Annotated in this window: 20 protein-coding genes; 8 read left to right on the forward strand and 12 right to left on the reverse strand. The window is 64.2% G+C overall.

Annotation, left to right across the window (positions count from 1 at the left end):
* Positions 1 to 5 precede the first annotated feature (5 nt).
* The 3 genes from BLR35_RS05785 to BLR35_RS05795 all read left to right on the forward strand — a co-directional run bounded on the left by BLR35_RS05785 (position 6) and on the right by BLR35_RS05795 (position 2,598).
* Positions 6 to 584, forward strand: a complete 579-nt coding sequence (locus tag BLR35_RS05785) for a MaoC family dehydratase (RefSeq protein ID WP_090378688.1) — start codon at positions 6 to 8, stop codon at positions 582 to 584.
* A 1-nt stretch (position 585) separates the two neighbouring features.
* A complete protein-coding gene (locus tag BLR35_RS05790; protein WP_090378691.1) occupies positions 586 to 1,764 on the forward strand; it encodes a CaiB/BaiF CoA transferase family protein in 1,179 nt (392 codons plus the stop codon).
* A 384-nt stretch (positions 1,765 to 2,148) separates the two neighbouring features.
* Positions 2,149 to 2,598: a universal stress protein gene (locus BLR35_RS05795; protein ID WP_090378694.1), complete on the forward strand. Its 450-nt coding sequence runs from the start codon at positions 2,149 to 2,151 to the stop codon at positions 2,596 to 2,598.
* Between the two features lie 20 nt (positions 2,599 to 2,618).
* Here BLR35_RS05795 and BLR35_RS05800 read toward each other — a convergent pair whose 3' ends face one another.
* Complete coding sequence (locus BLR35_RS05800) at positions 2,619 to 3,020, reverse strand: hypothetical protein (RefSeq protein ID WP_090378698.1); 402 nt, start codon at positions 3,018 to 3,020, stop codon at positions 2,619 to 2,621.
* A gap of 153 nt (positions 3,021 to 3,173) precedes the next feature.
* On the opposite strand from BLR35_RS05800, the gene BLR35_RS05805 reads away from it, so the two are divergent.
* Positions 3,174 to 4,742, forward strand: a complete 1,569-nt coding sequence (locus BLR35_RS05805; RefSeq protein ID WP_090379718.1) for an ABC1 kinase family protein — start codon at positions 3,174 to 3,176, stop codon at positions 4,740 to 4,742.
* 32 nt (positions 4,743 to 4,774) lie between these two features.
* On the opposite strand, the gene BLR35_RS05810 is transcribed toward BLR35_RS05805, so the two are convergent.
* A complete protein-coding gene (locus BLR35_RS05810) occupies positions 4,775 to 5,656 on the reverse strand; it encodes a universal stress protein (protein ID WP_090378701.1) in 882 nt (293 codons plus the stop codon).
* 139 nt (positions 5,657 to 5,795) lie between these two features.
* On the opposite strand from BLR35_RS05810, the gene BLR35_RS05815 reads away from it, so the two are divergent.
* On the forward strand, positions 5,796 to 6,257 hold the full coding sequence (locus tag BLR35_RS05815; protein ID WP_090379721.1) for a phosphopantetheine adenylyltransferase: 462 nt from the start codon (positions 5,796 to 5,798) through the stop codon (positions 6,255 to 6,257).
* Between the two features lie 33 nt (positions 6,258 to 6,290).
* The gene (locus tag BLR35_RS05820; protein WP_090378704.1) at positions 6,291 to 6,713 is read left to right on the forward strand and encodes a universal stress protein; all 423 of its coding nucleotides are present in this window, start codon (positions 6,291 to 6,293) and stop codon (positions 6,711 to 6,713) included.
* Positions 6,714 to 6,762: 49 nt separating this feature from the next.
* On the opposite strand, the gene BLR35_RS05825 is transcribed toward BLR35_RS05820, so the two are convergent.
* The 4 genes from BLR35_RS05825 to BLR35_RS05840 form a co-directional block, all read right to left on the reverse strand.
* A complete protein-coding gene (locus BLR35_RS05825) occupies positions 6,763 to 7,182 on the reverse strand; it encodes a universal stress protein (protein WP_090378707.1) in 420 nt (139 codons plus the stop codon).
* A 69-nt stretch (positions 7,183 to 7,251) separates the two neighbouring features.
* Positions 7,252 to 7,656, reverse strand: coding sequence for a universal stress protein (locus tag BLR35_RS05830; protein WP_090379724.1), 405 nt, complete (start codon positions 7,654 to 7,656; stop codon positions 7,252 to 7,254).
* A 131-nt stretch (positions 7,657 to 7,787) separates the two neighbouring features.
* Complete coding sequence (locus BLR35_RS05835) at positions 7,788 to 8,666, reverse strand: universal stress protein (protein ID WP_090378710.1); 879 nt, start codon at positions 8,664 to 8,666, stop codon at positions 7,788 to 7,790.
* Between the two features lie 80 nt (positions 8,667 to 8,746).
* Positions 8,747 to 9,199 (reverse strand): universal stress protein, encoded by a 453-nt coding sequence (locus BLR35_RS05840; protein ID WP_090378712.1) that lies wholly within the window; start codon positions 9,197 to 9,199, stop codon positions 8,747 to 8,749.
* Positions 9,200 to 9,305: 106 nt separating this feature from the next.
* Between BLR35_RS05840 and BLR35_RS05845 the strand changes: the two genes are divergently transcribed.
* Entirely contained in the window at positions 9,306 to 9,929 is a 624-nt protein-coding gene (locus BLR35_RS05845; protein ID WP_090378715.1) for a SagB/ThcOx family dehydrogenase, read from the forward strand.
* Position 9,930: 1 nt separating this feature from the next.
* Here BLR35_RS05845 and BLR35_RS05850 read toward each other — a convergent pair whose 3' ends face one another.
* The 5 genes from BLR35_RS05850 to BLR35_RS05870 all read right to left on the reverse strand — a co-directional run bounded on the left by BLR35_RS05850 (position 9,931) and on the right by BLR35_RS05870 (position 12,710).
* Positions 9,931 to 10,554: a dienelactone hydrolase family protein gene (locus BLR35_RS05850; protein ID WP_090378718.1), complete on the reverse strand. Its 624-nt coding sequence runs from the start codon at positions 10,552 to 10,554 to the stop codon at positions 9,931 to 9,933.
* Between the two features lie 16 nt (positions 10,555 to 10,570).
* A complete protein-coding gene (locus BLR35_RS05855; protein WP_394328355.1) occupies positions 10,571 to 11,098 on the reverse strand; it encodes an Hsp20/alpha crystallin family protein in 528 nt (175 codons plus the stop codon).
* Between the two features lie 97 nt (positions 11,099 to 11,195).
* Positions 11,196 to 11,510, reverse strand: a complete 315-nt coding sequence (locus BLR35_RS05860; protein ID WP_090378721.1) for a hypothetical protein — start codon at positions 11,508 to 11,510, stop codon at positions 11,196 to 11,198.
* A gap of 129 nt (positions 11,511 to 11,639) precedes the next feature.
* Positions 11,640 to 12,401: a proteasome assembly chaperone family protein gene (locus tag BLR35_RS05865; RefSeq protein WP_090378723.1), complete on the reverse strand. Its 762-nt coding sequence runs from the start codon at positions 12,399 to 12,401 to the stop codon at positions 11,640 to 11,642.
* A gap of 42 nt (positions 12,402 to 12,443) precedes the next feature.
* On the reverse strand, positions 12,444 to 12,710 hold the full coding sequence (locus tag BLR35_RS05870; RefSeq protein ID WP_090378726.1) for a hypothetical protein: 267 nt from the start codon (positions 12,708 to 12,710) through the stop codon (positions 12,444 to 12,446).
* A gap of 133 nt (positions 12,711 to 12,843) precedes the next feature.
* Here BLR35_RS05870 and BLR35_RS20935 point away from each other — a divergent pair, with 133 nt between their 5' ends.
* On the forward strand, positions 12,844 to 13,089 hold the full coding sequence (locus BLR35_RS20935) for a hypothetical protein (RefSeq protein WP_244510192.1): 246 nt from the start codon (positions 12,844 to 12,846) through the stop codon (positions 13,087 to 13,089).
* A 37-nt stretch (positions 13,090 to 13,126) separates the two neighbouring features.
* Here the strand turns inward: BLR35_RS20935 and BLR35_RS05875 are convergent, their stop codons facing one another.
* Positions 13,127 to 15,940 (reverse strand): cation-translocating P-type ATPase, encoded by a 2,814-nt coding sequence (locus tag BLR35_RS05875; RefSeq protein ID WP_090378729.1) that lies wholly within the window; start codon positions 15,938 to 15,940, stop codon positions 13,127 to 13,129.
* Positions 15,941 to 15,984 lie beyond the last annotated feature (44 nt).

Below are 15,984 nucleotides of genomic sequence, written 5' to 3' on the forward strand. Positions count from 1 at the left end.
CGACAATGACAGACAACGACGACACCACGACCGAATCCGACGAATCGACCGACAAACAGATCGTTTCCGGCTGGCACGGCCGCTACTACGAGGACTTCGAGGTCGGCGACGTCTACAAACACCCGTTCGGGCGCACCGTCACCGAGACGGACAACGTCTGGATGACCAACGTGACGATGAACCTCAACCCGATGCACTTCAACGAGGCGTACGCCGCCGAAACCGAGTTCGGCGAGCGCCTCGTCGACGGCACGTTCGTCATCGCGCTCGCGGTCGGGATGAGCGTCATCGACGTCTCCGTCAACGCCACCGCGAACCTCGGCTACGACAAGATCCGCCACCACAACCCCGTCTACCACGGCGACACGATCTTCGCCGAGAGCGAAGTACTCTCGAAGCGCGAACTCGAGTCCCGCGACCACGTCGGCATCGTCGAGACCGAACTCCGGGCGTACAACCAGGACGGCGACCTCGTTCTGAGCCTCGAGCGGACGCCGATGGTCCTCAAGCGCGAACACGCCGAACCCTCCGCCGCACAGCCACCGGGCTGGCCCGAAGGGATCGGCACGCAGCCGGAGGAGTAAGATGCAGGCGCTGGACGACGTCACCGTGGTTAGCCTCGAGAGCGGGATCAGCGCGCCGCTGTGTACCCGGCTACTCGGTGACTTCGGCGCGGAAGTGATCAAGGTCGAGCGGCCGGGCGTCGGCGACGTCAACCGTCACTGGGATTCGGTCGTCTACGGCGACTCGTCGGCCCACGCGTGGGTCGACCGCAACAAACTGAGCGTCGAACTGAACCTCAAAAGCGACGAGGGGAAGGAAATCTTCCACGACCTCGCCGAAGAGGCAGACGTCGTCGTCCAGAACTACTCGCCCGGCGTCGTCGAACGCCTCGACGTCGGCTACGAGGACGTGAAGGAGATCAACGACGACGTCATCTACCTGAACGTCTCGGGCTACGGCCGCGACGGACCCTACAGCGACCGCAAGGCCTACGACATGGTCATGCAGGGCGAGACCGGCCTGATCCTGATGAACGGTTCGCCGGACGCACCGGCGAAGATTCCACTGAGTATCTGTGACATCAACGCCGGGATGTACGGCGCGATGTCGACGCTGCTCGCACTGTTCCACCGCGAGCGCACGGGCGACGGTCAGGAGATCGACGTCACGATGTTCGGCGGGATGCTCTCGTGGCTGGGCTACTTCCCGCACAAGTACTGGCACAACGACGAAACCCCCGACCGTGTCGGGATGCGCCACCACCTGCTGACTCCCTACGGCCCTCACGAAACCGCCGACGATCAGTACATCAACTTCGCCATCCTCAGCGAACCTCACTGGGAGGCGCTGTGTACCGAGGTCTTAGAGCGCCCGGAACTCGCGACCGACGAGCGGTTCGACGCGAACGAGAAGCGCGTCGAGAACCGGGACGTCCTCGAGCCGGAGATCGAGTCCATCATCGCCGAGAAGTCCCGCGATTACTGGGCCGAGCGGTTCGCCGAGGCCGGCATCCCGTGGGGCGACGTGAACCAGCTCGACGAGGTGCTCGACTACCCCCAGACCGAGCACCTGGACCTCGTGAAAGAACTCGAGACCGAGGACGGGCCGGTCCCCTACGTCGAAAACCCGATCGACTTCGAGCATCTCGAGTACCAGCAGGAGCCGATGCCGGATCTGGGCGAACACACCGACGCGGTCCTTGAATCCCTCGGCTACAGCGACGACGAAATCGAGGCGCTCCACGAAGACGAGGTCGTCTAGCGTCGCTCTCCGATCCCGCCCCGTTCCCAGGGAGACGCTGCCTATCGCTGGAATCACGCTGGAGGTCGAGACTATTTCACCTTCTTTTCTATACTGGGTTTATGACAGAAAGGTGATTATTATTGGTCCGACTGGGTCGAGCGATCGATGGAACGAAAATCGAGATATAGTTACTCGATTCACGGGTTGGGGCACGAATAAAGAGTCAATATGTGGGGATAGGATCGGCTCGTTCCTACTGGCGAATAGACGACACGCGTATTTGCCCGACTTACCCCAATAATGACGGTAATGATGTATATTTCTCCATCTGGTATTTAGCCGTCACTTGCCGCCGACTTGCCGACGCGTCACTTTATAATGATCGGGAAATACAGTCGGGACATGTACGACCGGATACTCGTTCCGGCCGACGGGAGCGACTACGCCGAAGACGCGGCGGAACGGGCGTTCGACCTCGCGGAAACGACCGATTCGACCGTTCACGTCGTCAGCGTCGCCGAAACTGGTCCACTCGGGTCCGTTCGGCTACCTGGTGACGAAGCAAGTGCCACGGACGCACTGACCGAACGAGCGACGGAGTTCGTCGACGAACTCGAGCGCCGCGCCGACGAGCGCGGTCTCGAGGTGACGACGGAAGTCCGGGCTGGCGTTCCAGTCCGGGAAATTCTCGAGTACGCCGACGAGGTAGACGCAGACGCGATCGTCATGGGGACGAGAGGACGAGGCGGAGTCAACCGGCTGATGCTCGGGAGCGTCACCGACGCGGTGATGCGACACAGCGGTATCGACGTGCTCGTCGTCGGCGACGGTGACGGAACGGTTCCGTCGTAGGTTTTCGTTTCGCGTCCTCGTCAGTCAGTTCCGGACATCGCCTTCGATCGACGGCCGATCCCCCAGCCGAACAGGGCGAGACCGGCGAAGACACCGATCGCTTGAAGCGCGTGTGCGGCCGGAACTAGTTCGGGAGCGAATCCCCAGGCGTCGAGTCCGAGACTCAACAGCAGGGAGACGAGAAAGAGTCCGAGTCCGACGTCGGCGGCGCGCATGTTCGGCAGGGCTTCGGGCGAGGAGAACAGTCTCGCGGCCGCGTAGAACGCACCCGTGTAGGGGAGCCAGCCGATACCGAGGTAGAGGACCGCTCGAGAGTGCTGGTCGGCCAGCACGTAACGAGGGACGAAAACGAGGTAGACGATAGCGGCGACGAGTATACAGCCGGCGAGCAAGAGAGCGTAGCGCCTTCGGTCCGACTCCATCGATACCTGTCCGAAGGGGGGCGAAACTGTTCAACCTATCGATCGGTTTGCCCGGTTTCGGGGACGTCGCCGGATCACTGACGTATTTGTGTTCGGTGTTCGAACACGATGTATGGAGCGTTCCCGAATCGCCAGCGTCCCCGCGAGCGAGCGATGAGAGGCTACTACCTCCGGTATCTCCAGGTCCTCCTTCGGTTTCTCCCCGTCGCGATCGCACTGCTCAGGGATCGCCGTCGCTTCCTGCTGTTTGGCCCGCCTCGCCGGGTGCCGACGTCGGTCCATCGCGACCGCGCCCGGCGAATCACCGAAACGATGCTCGAACTCGGCCCCGCGTTCATCAAGGTCGGGCAGGTGCTCTCGACCCGGCCGGACGTCGTCCCGCCGGTGTACGTCGAGGAGTTCGCGACGCTACAGGACGAGGTGCCCGAAGACGCCGGCGGCGATCCGCTGACCGTCGTCGAGGACGAATTCGCCGACAGTCTCGACCTCGAGACGCTCGAACCCGTCGCCGGTGGCTCGCTCGCGTTCGTCTACACGGTCGAGTACGAGGACGACCGGATCGCCCTGAAGGTCCGCCGTCCGGGACTCGTCTCCGTAATCGAACGCGACCTGCGGGTCATCCGCGGACTCGTCCCGTTGCTCGCGGTCTTCGCCGACGAGCGCCAGCAGTACTCGCTCGAGAACGTCGCCGACGACTTCGAGGAGATCATCCTCGAGGAACTGGATTTCGCGCGGGAGGCCGACATCATGGCCGAGATCCGAGACAACTTCGCGGACGACGACCGGATCGTCGTTCCCGAACCCTACGAGGAACTGTGTTCCGAACGCGTGGTGGCGATGGAGTACGTCGAGGGGCGGAAGATCACGGACGACGAGGCACTCGCGGCGGCCGGCGTCGGCGCGACCGAGATGGCGACGCTGATCGCACGCACGTACCTGAAGATGGGGCTCGTCGATGGCGTGTTCCACGCGGATCCCCATCCCGGAAACCTCGCTGTGACGGACCGTGGACGACTGGTCATCTACGACTTCGGGATGAGTCAGCGACTCACCTCGCAGGAACAGGAAGACATCACGAGCCTCTATCGGGCGCTCGTCCGCCGCGACGTGGACAACCTGTTGAACACACTGATCGCGCTCGAGGTGCTCGATCCGTCGGTCGATCGGGTCGCCGCGCGGCGGGTGCTCGAACTGGTGATCGAGAACCTCGAGGGGCGCTCCGAGATCACCTGGCAGGCGATCATCACGGAACTGCTCTCGAGGCTACAGGACTTCCCGTTCCGGATCCCGCCGAACGTGATGTTGCTCGTCCGGGCCGGGACGGTCGGAGAAGGGGTCTGTCGGAGCCTCGATCCCGAGTTCGACTTCATCGCGGTCACACGATCGTTCCTGATCGATCACGGTTTCATCGAGAGCGAAATCGAGCAGTTACTCGAGGACGTCAGGGCGGATCTCAGGCGGTCGGCACCGGTCGTCGCAGGACTCCCGGCACGCGCCGACGCCGTCCTCGGGCAACTCGAGAGCGGCGAACTCGTCGTCAGAACGGACCCGCTCGAGACGCCCGCCGGTGGTGACCCGGGAACCGGCTACGCAGTGATCACGGGTGCGTTGCTCGTGACGGCCGCAGTCCTGACGTTTCACGCACAGCCGTACGAACTCGCGACGCTTGCTGGCGCGGTCGTGACGTTCGTCCAGTACCTTCGATCCCGCCGGGCCCGGTGACGCTCCGGTAGCGGGTCGACGGCTCGTCTCCGCTACGAAAGCGACGACAGGAGCCGTCGGAGCCGCGACGACACCGGATCGTGTCGCCTCGCCAGGACGACGGAGCCAGCGGCGTGTCGGCCGACCGCTTCCGATATCGTTCCGAGGAGGTTTCGCTGAATCAAGCCGCCTCGAGAGACGCCCAGTACGGTCACGTCGTGGTCGACGGTCCAGTCAGTAATCGTTCCAGCGACGTCGTCGGCCTCGAGGAGTTCTCGATCGACGGAGTGGACGTCCTCGAACCGGGCGGCCGTCGCCGCGAGCACGGCTTCGGCGTCGGTTCGCGGGAGTTCGGGATCCGACCGTGTGTGGACGTGCAACAGCGTCACCGACGCCTCGCGTTCGCGGGCGATGGAGGCGGCTGCGTCGGCGGCGAACTCGTCGTGTGGGCCGCCGACGACCGGAACGAGGACGCGATCGACGTCCGGACGTGGCGTCTGTATTCGCTCGACGAGCACGTCACACGCCGCGTCCCGGAGAACCCGATCGACGTACCCACCCAGGACGACGTTCGATCGCGGCGGTCGGCCTCGCCACCCCAGCAGGACCGCGTCGACGTCGTAGGCATCGACGGCACCGACGATGCCGCGTCCGATCCCGCGGGCGATCCGAATCCGGCTGGCGGCGGCTACCCCACGCTCCTTCGCAGCTTCGACAGCTTTCTCGAGCATCCGTTCGTCGTCTGCCTCGAGCAGGTATCGCCGGCCGTCGACGAGGGAGAGCTGTGACGGCACCTCGAGGACGTACAGAAACAGGATCTCCCAGGACCGATCGGCTGCCAGGTCGACTGCAGTCTCGAGTTGTCGACCCACGGTCTCCTCGTTGGCGACGGGGACGAGCAACGTTCCATTCGAGGTCGGGACGTCGGAGGCCATATTCTCGTATACACGCCCCACTCCATTATTTTTCTCGTCGAATTTTCGTGAACGGAGCTGTGACTGTCATCGATTTCCGCATTCGGGGCTGGAACCGGCTGGTTCGACTTTGATGAGCCTCGAGACCGTCGAGCCGGGTATGAAGATCGCTGTTGCCGGCACGTTCGGCCCGGTCCACGACGGCCACCGTCAACTGTTCGAACACGCACTTCGCTTCGGGGACGACGGCGTCGTGGTTGGGCTGACGAGCGACGAGTTCGCCACCGAAACTCGCTCCCGTTCCGTCCCGCCGTACGACGAACGCCGCGAGACCGTCTCGAAGGTGATCGGCGAACTCGACGACTGGGATCGAGCGGTTACGATCCGCCCGCTCGAGAGCGAGTACGCCATCGTGAGAGACGAGCCGTCGATCGACGGACTGGTCGTCTCGCCCGAAACAGCACCAGCACTCGAGGAGATAAACGAGCGACGCCGCGAGCGCGAGTTCGACCCTCTGACCGGTATCGTCGCCCCGTACGTACTCGCCGAGGACGGGAAGCGGATCTCTTCGACGCGAGTCGTCGCCGGCGAAATCGACGAACGCGGTCGACGGCTCGAGTAAAACCGTATTCGTTCGCCTCTCGAAGGAATCCGTATGCACGTACTCGTCCCGATCGACGATTCCGACCCTGCACGGGCGGCGCTCGAGTGGGCAGTCGCGACCTATCCCGACGCCGACGTCACCGCGTTACACGTCGTCGAACCGTCACTGGCGGCTTACAGCGAGACTGACGCCAACCCTTACGACTTCAAACTCGCTGCCGATGCGGACGGAGAAATCGCCGACACCCTGTTCGAGACGGCGACCGACCGTGCGGCCGAACACGGCGTCTCGCTGACGACCGAACTCCTCGTCGGCTCGCCCGCCCGTGCGATCGTCCAGTTCGCGACGGACGAGGAGGTCGACCGGATCGTCGTGGGGAGCCACGGCCGGACGGGAATCTCACGGGTCCTGCTCGGCAGCGTCGCCGAACAGGTCGTTCGACGCGCACCGATGTCGGTGACGGTCGTCAGATAACCCAGTCAACCGGGACGAGGCAGGATCGTTATGGCATCGGTTCGGTCCGTCAGGCGGTCAATACCGGTCGATCCGCCGTCCGGACGATACGCTCGGCGACGCTACCGATCTTTCCCGTTCTCCTGTGGCTCTGTCCCTGAAAACCGATCACGATCAGGTCGGCGTCCAGCTCCTCGGCTGTCGACCTGACTTCCTCCCACGGCCGACCGTGACAGACGTTCCAGCTACAATCGACGCCCACGTTGTCCGCGCGGTCGCCGAGTTCCTCGAGCATCGCCTGTCCCTGCTCCTCGAGTCTGGTGAGGACGATCTCGGCGCTGCTCAGCGCGGGTTCGCCGTACCGGTGGGTCTCGACGCAGTACATCGCGTGGACGTCGGCATCGTACCGGTCCGCGAGTTCCAGTGCGTGTTCGACCGCCCGGTTCGCCGGATCGCTTCCGTCGGTGGGGACGAGGATCGTATCGTACATCGGTCAGGGAGATCCACGTCGAACGTCGTCAAATAGCTCACACCACCCTCGCTGATATGTCCAGCGGTGTCAGGCAGTCATCACCGGACGATCGACGTACCTGACGACGCGTTCTGCAGTGCTACCGATTTCGCCGCCCGAACCGAGTCCTCGATTGCCGAGTACGATCAGGTCGGCATCGATTTCGTCGGCGTAGCTTCCGATCTCCTCGTGTGGGCGGCCGCGCCGGAGCGCTTCGGTCACGTCGACCGACGCTCGCGTCGCGATATCCGAGAGGAGTTCGTCACCTCGAGTCTCGAGGTCGGCGACGACGTCGCTCGACTCTCCCATCACCGAACTGCCGTACCGACGCGTGTCGACCGAGTAGATCGCGTGGAGATCGGCGTCGAACGTCGACGCGAGATCGATCGCACGGTCGGTCGCCCGGTTCGCTGGCTCGCTCCCGTCTGTTGCGACGAGGATCGTATCGTACATGAGTGTGGGGAGATCCACCACAGGGGTGGACAAATAGGTTACAGGGCCAGGCGATCGTAGCGCCTGAACGTCAATGCACACCCGATCGCAGGGCAGCGTTGCGATCGGTGTGTAAATCGTTTCAGTCGCTACTAGTCGATCGCGAGCACCGGCACCGTCGACCTGCCGAGGACGCGAGCCGTCGTGCTGCCGAGCAACCGGTCGCTGGCGGCTCCGGCGGCCCGTCCACGGGTCCCCATGGCGACGAGGTCCGCGTCGGCGGCCGTCGCGTACTTGCCCAGTTCGTCGGCCGGGACTCCGCGCCGGACGTCGGTTCGCACCGAGAGATCCCGCTCTCGAGCCATCGCTGCGATCGTCTCGGTCGCGTTCTCCCCGCCCTCGGTGAGCAACCCGATGATGCTCCTCGGGGCGTCCTCGAGGCTGTAGATCGTCGTATCGACGACGTAGACGACCCGGACGTCGGCGTCGTACCGCTGTGCGATCTCGAGTGCGTTCTCGGCGGCGCGTTCGGCGGCGTCGCTGCCGTCCGTGGGAACGACGATACGGTCGAATCCGGCGGCCGGGACCGCCTCGTCGGACAGCCGAACTGAGAGCACCGGGACGTCACCGAGCGAGATCACGCGTTCGGTCGTACTCCCGAGACGTGCTCGTTCGCGACCGGTCCGGCCGTGGGTCCCCATCGTGATCAGGTCGGCGTCGTGTTCGTCGGCGTAGGCGAGAATTTCGCGGTGGGCGACGCCCTCGCGGACTGCTCGAGCGGCCTCAAGGCCGTTCTCCTCGGCCCGGTTCGTCACTGTGATCGTCGCCTCGCGGCCCAGGCGCTCGGACGGTGCTGACAGTTCCTCGCGCTGGTCGGTACTGAGGTCGGCCAGACCGGTTCCCTGGTCGACGACGTAGAGGGCGTGGACGGCCGCGTCGTAGGTCAGGGCCAGGTCGATCGCGTGGTCGATCGTCGCTTCCACCCCCTGGCTGCCGTCGGTCGGGACGAGGATGGTGTCGACGGAGATCATGCGAAGGATTCGTCACGGACAGCTATCAAGCCACCTCGTACTCTCACTCCCGGCAACCGATAGGGTAACTGACGGAGGGGTCACCGAACGACGGTTATCGGAACCGGAACGCGCCGGACGACGGTCTCGGAGACGCTCCCGTAGATCGTTCGTCGTTCGTCCGGTCGGCCGTGGGCACCGATCACGACGTGGTCGACGTCCTCTTCGGTCGCGTACTCGACGACGAGTCGCGCTGGATCGCCGATGTCCGATTCGGTGGTGACCGAGCGGTCGTACTCCTCGGCGACCTCTTCGACCTCCGCGAACAGCCGATCCGTCGACTCTTCGACCGCACCGTACCACTCGTCGGTGCCCATCATCGGCTCGTACACCGAGGGGGCATCTACGAACGACTCGTCACCGTGACCGGGATCGAAGAGGTCGACGACGTGGTAAGCGACCACCTCGCCGTCCGGAAACTTCCGGAACGCGTGTCGAAGCGCACGGACGGATAACGGTGATCCGTCGATCGGAACGAGAACCGTACTGGACATACCGATACCTTCCGGTAGCAGGCGTATAGTTGGAGGCGTCGATCGGCGGTCGGTCGGCACCGCTGGGACGGAAGGGTATTTTTCACCTGGCCGTCGCAGGAGGCGTATGACGTCGATCGCGCTCCCGAAACCGGAGCCACGCGGAGAGACGAGCGTCGAACGAGCCATCGCAACCAGGGCCAGTCGGCGGTCGTTCGCGTCCACATCCGTCTCCATCGAGGACATCTCACAGTTACTCTGGGCGGCCCAGGGAATCACCCACGTCCAGGACGGCGTCAAGATGCGGGCGGCACCGAGTGCCGGCGCGACCTACCCGCTCGTCGCCTCCCTCGAGGTTCCGTCGGATGGCTGCCCAGACCTCGAGGCGGGACTCTACCGGTACGACCCGGGAAATCACGGGATCGAACCGGTGCTCGAGTCGTCGATCCACGACGAACTGACGCGGGCCGCGCTGGATCAGGCGGTCGTTGGAGACGCGCCAGCGACCATCGTCCTGGCTGCCGACGAGGAGCGCACGCGACAGCGATACCCCGATCACGGCCGCAGATACGTCCGGATGGAGGTCGGCCACGTCGCACAGAACGTCCACCTCGTCTGCGAGTCCCGCGAACTGAACTGCTGTCCGGTCGGCGCCTTTTCCGACGCCGAACTCGCAGACGTGCTTGTACTTCCATCGTCGCTCGAGCCGCTGTATCTGCTCCCCTTCGGCAACCGCCCGGACGAACGGTAGGCTACTGGAGGTTCGTCTCGAACCAGTCGGCTGCGACTTCGGCGACTTCCTCGAGTTCCCCCGGCCCCTCGAAGAGGTGACCAGCGCCCTCGACGACGTGCAGTTCGTGCTCGGCGGCCAGTAATTCGGTCGCTTCTCGGTTGAGTCGCAACACCTGGTCGTCCTCGCCGCCGACGATCAACAGGGCCGGCGCGGTGACGTCGGCCAGTTGCTCTTCGGCGAGGTCGACGCGGCCGCCACGGGAGACGACGGCCGCCGTGTCCAGCTTCCGGGCTGCCGCTCGCAGCGCTGCCGCTGCACCGGTGCTCGAGCCGAAGTACCCGTACTCGTACGCTCCCTCGCGCTCGCGGAGCCACTCGGTGACCGCAACCAGCCTGTCGGTCAACAGCGGGATGTCGAAGCGGTTCTCGCGGTACTGGTCTTCGGCCTCGGTCAGGAGATCGAACAGTAACGTCCCGAGACCGCGCTCACGGAGCACGTCCGCGACGTAGTTGTTCCGAGGACTCTTGCGACTACTCCCGCTCCCGTGAGCGAAAATTACGACGCCGTCGGCATCGTCGGGAACGACGAGGTCACCCTCGAGTTCGACACCGTCGACCGGGATGGTGGTGAGGGTCGTGGGCATGAGAGGGTCGGCCGGATTACTCGATGTCGATCGATCTGCCTGCGGGTTCTGTCGGCTCTCGTTTCGGGAGCGTCACAGTAACGACGCCGTTCCGGTAGGTCGCCTCGATCCTGTCCTCGTCGACCGGCTCCGGTAGCCGAACCGACCGGCTCGTCGACTGCCGTTCTCGCTCGCTCCTGATGTAGAACCCGTCGTCTTGCTCTTCGGTCATCTCCTCTTCGCGCTCCGCGGTGATGTGAATCGTGTCGTCCGACAGCCGGAGTTCGACGTCCTCCCTGTCGAAGCCCGGCACGTCGGCCGTCAGGACGAACTCCTCGCCGTGGTCGGCCAGGTCGATCCCCATCCCGACCGTCGTCCCGGTGTCGGTCGCAGGCATCCCGAACTGGTCGACGTTCCACATCTCGAGGGCGTCCTCGAACTGTCGTTGCATGCGTTCGAACTGCCGCTCGAGGTTTCTGAACGGATTGTCGTCGGTCGTCATGGGTTTCCGGGGAACCGTCGTCCCCGATCGGAGGTCCACCGACTGTCGTGTTAAACGTTTCATGCCGTGGCTCTCCGGCGAGTCGAGTCGCCTCGAGTCTGCCGGGTCATTCCGTCGTTCAACGGGCGACGATTCTACTCGACATCCTGAACGCTGCGGCTCACCGCTGGACGATTCCCTGTAGCTCGTACCGGTACGTCCGGTGGTCGGCCTCGAGGACGAGATACTGACCAGTGGGTTCGGGTTCGACCCGGTCGAAACGGACCTCGAGGTTCCCCGGGTTCACCGACGCCGAACCCCCGTCGAGACCGAACCGGAGGGCAGCCTTGCGTTCGCGGACGTCGTCTGTCTGTCTCGCCTCGACCTCGAGCATGTCGCCCGTGTTGCCCACGTCGACGACGCCAGTGAACTCCCAGGTGTTGTCGCTGTACTGGAGTTCCGTTCCCTCGAGTTCCGGCCACTGGATTTCGGCCATACGTGCGCTATCACGGAGAGGACAATCGTTGTTTCGTCCGTCTCTCTTTTCGAATTTCTATCGCGATCGACCGTCCAGTTGGACGATACGAAGCCGGTTTCGCCGCGTCGAATCGACGCTGGTCGGCAACTACTGGAACATGCCCGTCTGGACCTGCTGTTGTTGCCCCTGTTGTTCTTCGGCCATCTGCTGGTATTGCTGGGCGATCTGTTGCATCTGCTGTTGAATCTCGTCGGCTTTCTCGTCGAGCGCCGTCGTATCGACGTCGAAGTCGACGAGTGGCTCGAGTGCGTTCTCGATCACCGACTTTGCTGCCTGTGGATCCGGAAGATGCGGGTGAGAGCGAACGACCAACAGGGCCGCCGGGACGTCCGCCTGGTAGCACTCGCGAACGAGCGATCCCGTGATGCCGCCGACCAGCCCCCGTTCTTCCGGCACCGTGATACCGGCGTCGTGAAGATCCTCCCTGACCGCGTCGGTGGTCGCGACGCCGGTAACGTCGCCGATCTCTTCCTCGGACTGGGCCGGTGCACCCGCGAGGAAGATCGCTCGACTGAAGTCGTCGGCCAGTTCCTCGAGCACGCACGTCGAGAGCGGCTCGAACGCCGGTTCGGGAAGCGCGAGATCGCTCTCGAGAGTCATCACGGCCGGATCCGATCCCGCGTAGACCCGGACCAGATCCTGGACGAGTCCGTCCTCGAAGGTGACGACGGGCGGGAACTCGTCGGCGGCGACGTTGCCGTAGTGCTCGAGTTCGAGTTGCGTCGTAATCTGGTCGACGGCGATCGACGCGACGAGACCGTGTCCGGGTAGGCCCTCGATCAGCGTCGGAGAGTCGGCGGCGACGTCGGTAACCTGTTCGAACGACGCGGATGTCGACTGATCGGTCATATGTGACGGCTACAGGCTCGGCGACAAAGATAGTATGGTCAGTTACTGCTCGACCGAGCGAAACCGCGAGTTCGGTGATCCGTCCTCGTGGTCGAACTCGAGTGTCTCTTCGTGGATCGACGGTCCGTCCTCGTCGTCGGGATGCCAGCGGGTTCCCTCGCGGTCGAGGAGCCGTACGTCGGCACAGCGGATGCATCGGAGCGGGTAGATCGGTCCGTCCGTCTCCGTGACGACGACCTCGTGGCTCCAGGGGTGGTGCCAGTCGTGGCCGTACAGTCGGCACTGCCAGTCGACAGTCGGGTAGCGCATACCGTGGTATACGCTCACACAGACGTAAATCGTTCGCCGGCCGACGTAGGGTGGACTGTGGCTACTTGTGAGCGAGCATGGTAGGGGCCCGCGATGTACGTCACGATCCTCGTACCGACGGACGGGAGTCCGGTTGCGGAAGACGCTGGAGCGTACGCGAGCCGAGAGCGAACGAGCGGTCGACAAACTGGCCGATCGAGCCCGGGACCGTGGTCTCGAGGACGACGACCTCCTCGAGCGGGCCGCAAACGCCGACCTCGATGTCGAATCCCACGGCACGTTCGAGGTGGCCGACGACGAGTGCCTCTTCCACGTGGTCGCGTTCGCGGCAGTCGTCTCCCAGTATCGGAAGACCGGCGAGTATTCACCTGACCTTTGACACTCCCCCCTGAAAGAGTGGTTTTCGCTCGCTCCGTTCAGTACCGCTCGAAGTACCGATCCTGGACCTTCACGAAGGCAGCCATCAGTAGCGCGAAGACCACTGCGGCGATACCGATCTGGGCCCAGTGGACGAGTGCAAGCGGTTCGACGTCGAACAGCAACTGGCCGGTCGACGTATAGAGGACGAGCAACTGCAGTGTGACCGCGACGGCGACTGCGAGGACGAGCCAGTTGTTCGAGAACAATCCGAGCCCGTACCGATATCGGATCGCCTGGATACGGACGATCTCGAAGACGACGAACCCGGTAAACACCATCGTCTGGGCGAGTTCTCTCCCGACGTCGTAGCCGGGACTCCAGCCGACGATCGCCCCCAGTACGTCGTAGCCTGGCACGAGTTCGCCGTAAAAGTTCAGCGTGAACAGCGGAAGCAGACAGATCGTCATGAAGATCGCAATGCCGACGATCGAGGTGACGATCCGGTCGGTAATGACACCCTCGTCGGGCGGTCGTGGATCGCGCTCCATGACGTCATCGGCAGCAGGATCGACCCCCATCGTGAGCGCGGGGATGCCGTCGGTGACGACGTTGATCCAGAGCACCTGGATGGGCGTGATCACGAGTCCCAGTCCGGCCAGCGTCCCGGTGAATATCATGGTCACCTCGCCGCCGTTACCCGACAGCAGGTAGTTGACGAACTTCCGGACGTTGTCGAAGATGCGCCGGCCACCTCTGACCGCATCGCGGATCGTCGCGAAGTTGTCGTCCAGCAGGACGATGTCGGACGCCTGCTCGGTGACGTCCGTCCCACGAATGCCCATCGCGACGCCGACGTCGGCGTTCTTGACGGCCGGCGCGTCGTTGACCCCGTCGCCGGTCATCGCCACCGTGTGGCCTTTCCTCTGGAGCGTCTGGAGAATCCGCGTCTTGTGATCCGGCGAGGTCCGGGCGAAGATGTCGACGTCGTCGACGACGGCTCGAAGTTCCTCGTCACTCATCTCCTCGAGTTCCGGCCCCGTGATCACCGTCGTCGAGCGAAGGCCGACCTCCTCGCCGACCGCCCGCGCGGTGACCGCGTTATCACCAGTGATCATCACGACGTCGATGCCGGCGTCGAGACAGCCCGCGAGCGCGTCCGGCACTTCGGGTCTCGGCGGATCGAGCATCCCCTGCAGGCCGAGAAAGACCATCTCCTGCTCGAGGTCCTCGTCGGGCTCGGTTGCCTGCGAGTCCGGTACGTCGGGCCGGTAGGCAAAGCCCATTACGCGCAGGGCGTCCTCTGCGAACGCCTCGTTTTCGGCCTCGAGTTCCTCGCGACGCTCGTCGGTGAGGTTGACGATCTCCCCGTCGACCAGTTCCCGGTCGCAACGCTCGAGGACGGTCTCGGGTGCGCCTTTCATGTACGCTACCGTCTCGCCGTCGGGGGTCTCGTGGACCGTCGTCATCCGCTTTCGAGCGGAGGTGAAGTCGACTTCGCCGAGTCGAGGGTACTCCTCGTCGAGTGTGCGGTGATCGAAGCCGGCTTTCTGGGCGGCGACGAACAGGGCGATCTCGGTCGGATCGCCGAGGTAGGTCCGTTCGCCGTCGCCGTTCTCGGCGTCGTCACTCGCTTCTACGTCGTCCTCGTCCCGTTCTCGAGTCCCGACGTCGACGTTGTTACAGAGCATGCCACAGCGCAACACCTCGGCGACCCGGTCGGTCTCCACGGGGTCGTCGTCCTGCAGGAACTCACCGTCGGTGTCGTAGCCGGTGCCGGTCACCTCGTAGGTCTCGCGGTTGGCGACGATCCGCTGGACGGTCATCTCCTCCTCGGTGAGCGTGCCGGTCTTGTCGGTACAGACGACGTCGACCGACCCCAGCGCCTCGACGATCGGCAGTCGGCGGACGAGCGCGTTCTTCTCGGCCATCCGCCGGGCTCCGAGTGCCAGCGAGAGGGTGACGACGGCGGGCAGCCCCTCGGGGACCGCGGAGACGGCGATGCCGACCGCCGTCAAGAACACCTGTAACGGCGGCGTATCGCCGATCACGAGTTCGGTGATCGCGATGATCGAGACGATGCCGACGACCCCGAGCGCGATGAGTTTTCCCAGGCGGTCCATCTCCGCCTGGAACGGGGTATCCCGTTCTTCGGCCTCCTCGAGGGCCGTCGCGATCTGGCCGATCTCCGACTCGGGGCCGGTTTCGACGACGACGGCCATCCCCGAGCCACGCTCGACGACGGTATCCTTGAACAGCAGGTTGTCGCGTTCGGCGAGCGAGGTGTCTTCGTCGACGACGCCGGCTTCCTTCGAGACGCCGACGCTTTCGCCGGTCAGTGCCGCCTCGTCGACGCTGAGGTTCGACTCTTCGATGATTCGAGCGTCAGCAGGCACGATATCGCCGGACTCGACAAAGATCACGTCACCGGGGACGACGTTTCTGGCGTCGACCTCGGTCTTCTCGCCGCCACGTCTAACCAGCGCGTACGTTGTCGACATCTCCTTGAGCGCCTGGATGCTCTGTTCGGCACGATAGTCCTGCAGGAAGCCGAAGACGGTGATGAACACGACGACGCCGGCGATGACGGCAGCGTCGATCGTATGGCCGACGACCGCCATCACCGCCGCAGCGACGATCAACACCCAGATCAGCGCCGGCTTGAACTGGTCGACGAAGATCTGCAGCGGCGAGATCCCCTCCTCGGCCTCGATCTCGTTCGGTCCCTCACGCTCGAGCCGTTCCCGGGCCTCGTCAGCCGGGAGTCCGGCTTCTGAACTCTCGAGATTTTCGTACACGTCCGCGAGCGACTGCGAGTGCCAGTCGCTGTCGGATTCGGGCTCGGGTCGCTCGTAGTACGCTGACCGTGACACGTGTATATCGTCGATCGTATTTAGTACGCGAGACCGCCTCGGGG

It is taken from the genome of Natronobacterium texcoconense (genome assembly GCF_900104065.1).
Classification (GTDB): domain Archaea; phylum Halobacteriota; class Halobacteria; order Halobacteriales; family Natrialbaceae; genus Natronobacterium; species Natronobacterium texcoconense.

What these genes read in the sequence shown, in the direction of transcription:
- BLR35_RS05865 (WP_090378723.1), bottom strand. Translation starts at nt 12,401, where the DNA reads ATGACCGATCAGTCGACATCCGCGTCGTTCGAACAGGTTACCGACGTC.
- BLR35_RS05830 (WP_090379724.1), bottom strand. Translation starts at nt 7,656, where the DNA reads ATGTACGATACGATCCTCGTCGCAACAGACGGGAGCGAGCCAGCGAAC.
- BLR35_RS05835 (WP_090378710.1), bottom strand. Translation starts at nt 8,666, where the DNA reads ATGATCTCCGTCGACACCATCCTCGTCCCGACCGACGGCAGCCAGGGG.
- BLR35_RS05840 (WP_090378712.1), bottom strand. Translation starts at nt 9,199, where the DNA reads ATGTCCAGTACGGTTCTCGTTCCGATCGACGGATCACCGTTATCCGTC.
- BLR35_RS05855 (WP_394328355.1), bottom strand. Translation starts at nt 11,098, where the DNA reads ATGAAACGTTTAACACGACAGTCGGTGGACCTCCGATCGGGGACGACG.
- BLR35_RS05800 (WP_090378698.1), bottom strand. Translation starts at nt 3,020, where the DNA reads ATGGAGTCGGACCGAAGGCGCTACGCTCTCTTGCTCGCCGGCTGTATA.
- BLR35_RS05785 (WP_090378688.1), top strand. Translation starts at nt 6, where the DNA reads ATGACAGACAACGACGACACCACGACCGAATCCGACGAATCGACCGAC.
- BLR35_RS05850 (WP_090378718.1), bottom strand. Translation starts at nt 10,554, where the DNA reads ATGCCCACGACCCTCACCACCATCCCGGTCGACGGTGTCGAACTCGAG.
- BLR35_RS05810 (WP_090378701.1), bottom strand. Translation starts at nt 5,656, where the DNA reads ATGGCCTCCGACGTCCCGACCTCGAATGGAACGTTGCTCGTCCCCGTC.
- BLR35_RS05860 (WP_090378721.1), bottom strand. Translation starts at nt 11,510, where the DNA reads ATGGCCGAAATCCAGTGGCCGGAACTCGAGGGAACGGAACTCCAGTAC.
- BLR35_RS05870 (WP_090378726.1), bottom strand. Translation starts at nt 12,710, where the DNA reads ATGCGCTACCCGACTGTCGACTGGCAGTGCCGACTGTACGGCCACGAC.
- BLR35_RS05845 (WP_090378715.1), top strand. Translation starts at nt 9,306, where the DNA reads ATGACGTCGATCGCGCTCCCGAAACCGGAGCCACGCGGAGAGACGAGC.
- BLR35_RS05805 (WP_090379718.1), top strand. Translation starts at nt 3,174, where the DNA reads ATGAGAGGCTACTACCTCCGGTATCTCCAGGTCCTCCTTCGGTTTCTC.
- BLR35_RS05790 (WP_090378691.1), top strand. Translation starts at nt 586, where the DNA reads ATGCAGGCGCTGGACGACGTCACCGTGGTTAGCCTCGAGAGCGGGATC.
- BLR35_RS05825 (WP_090378707.1), bottom strand. Translation starts at nt 7,182, where the DNA reads ATGTACGATACGATCCTCGTCCCCACCGACGGAAGCGATCCGGCGAAC.
- BLR35_RS05795 (WP_090378694.1), top strand. Translation starts at nt 2,149, where the DNA reads ATGTACGACCGGATACTCGTTCCGGCCGACGGGAGCGACTACGCCGAA.
- BLR35_RS05820 (WP_090378704.1), top strand. Translation starts at nt 6,291, where the DNA reads ATGCACGTACTCGTCCCGATCGACGATTCCGACCCTGCACGGGCGGCG.
- BLR35_RS05815 (WP_090379721.1), top strand. Translation starts at nt 5,796, where the DNA reads ATGAAGATCGCTGTTGCCGGCACGTTCGGCCCGGTCCACGACGGCCAC.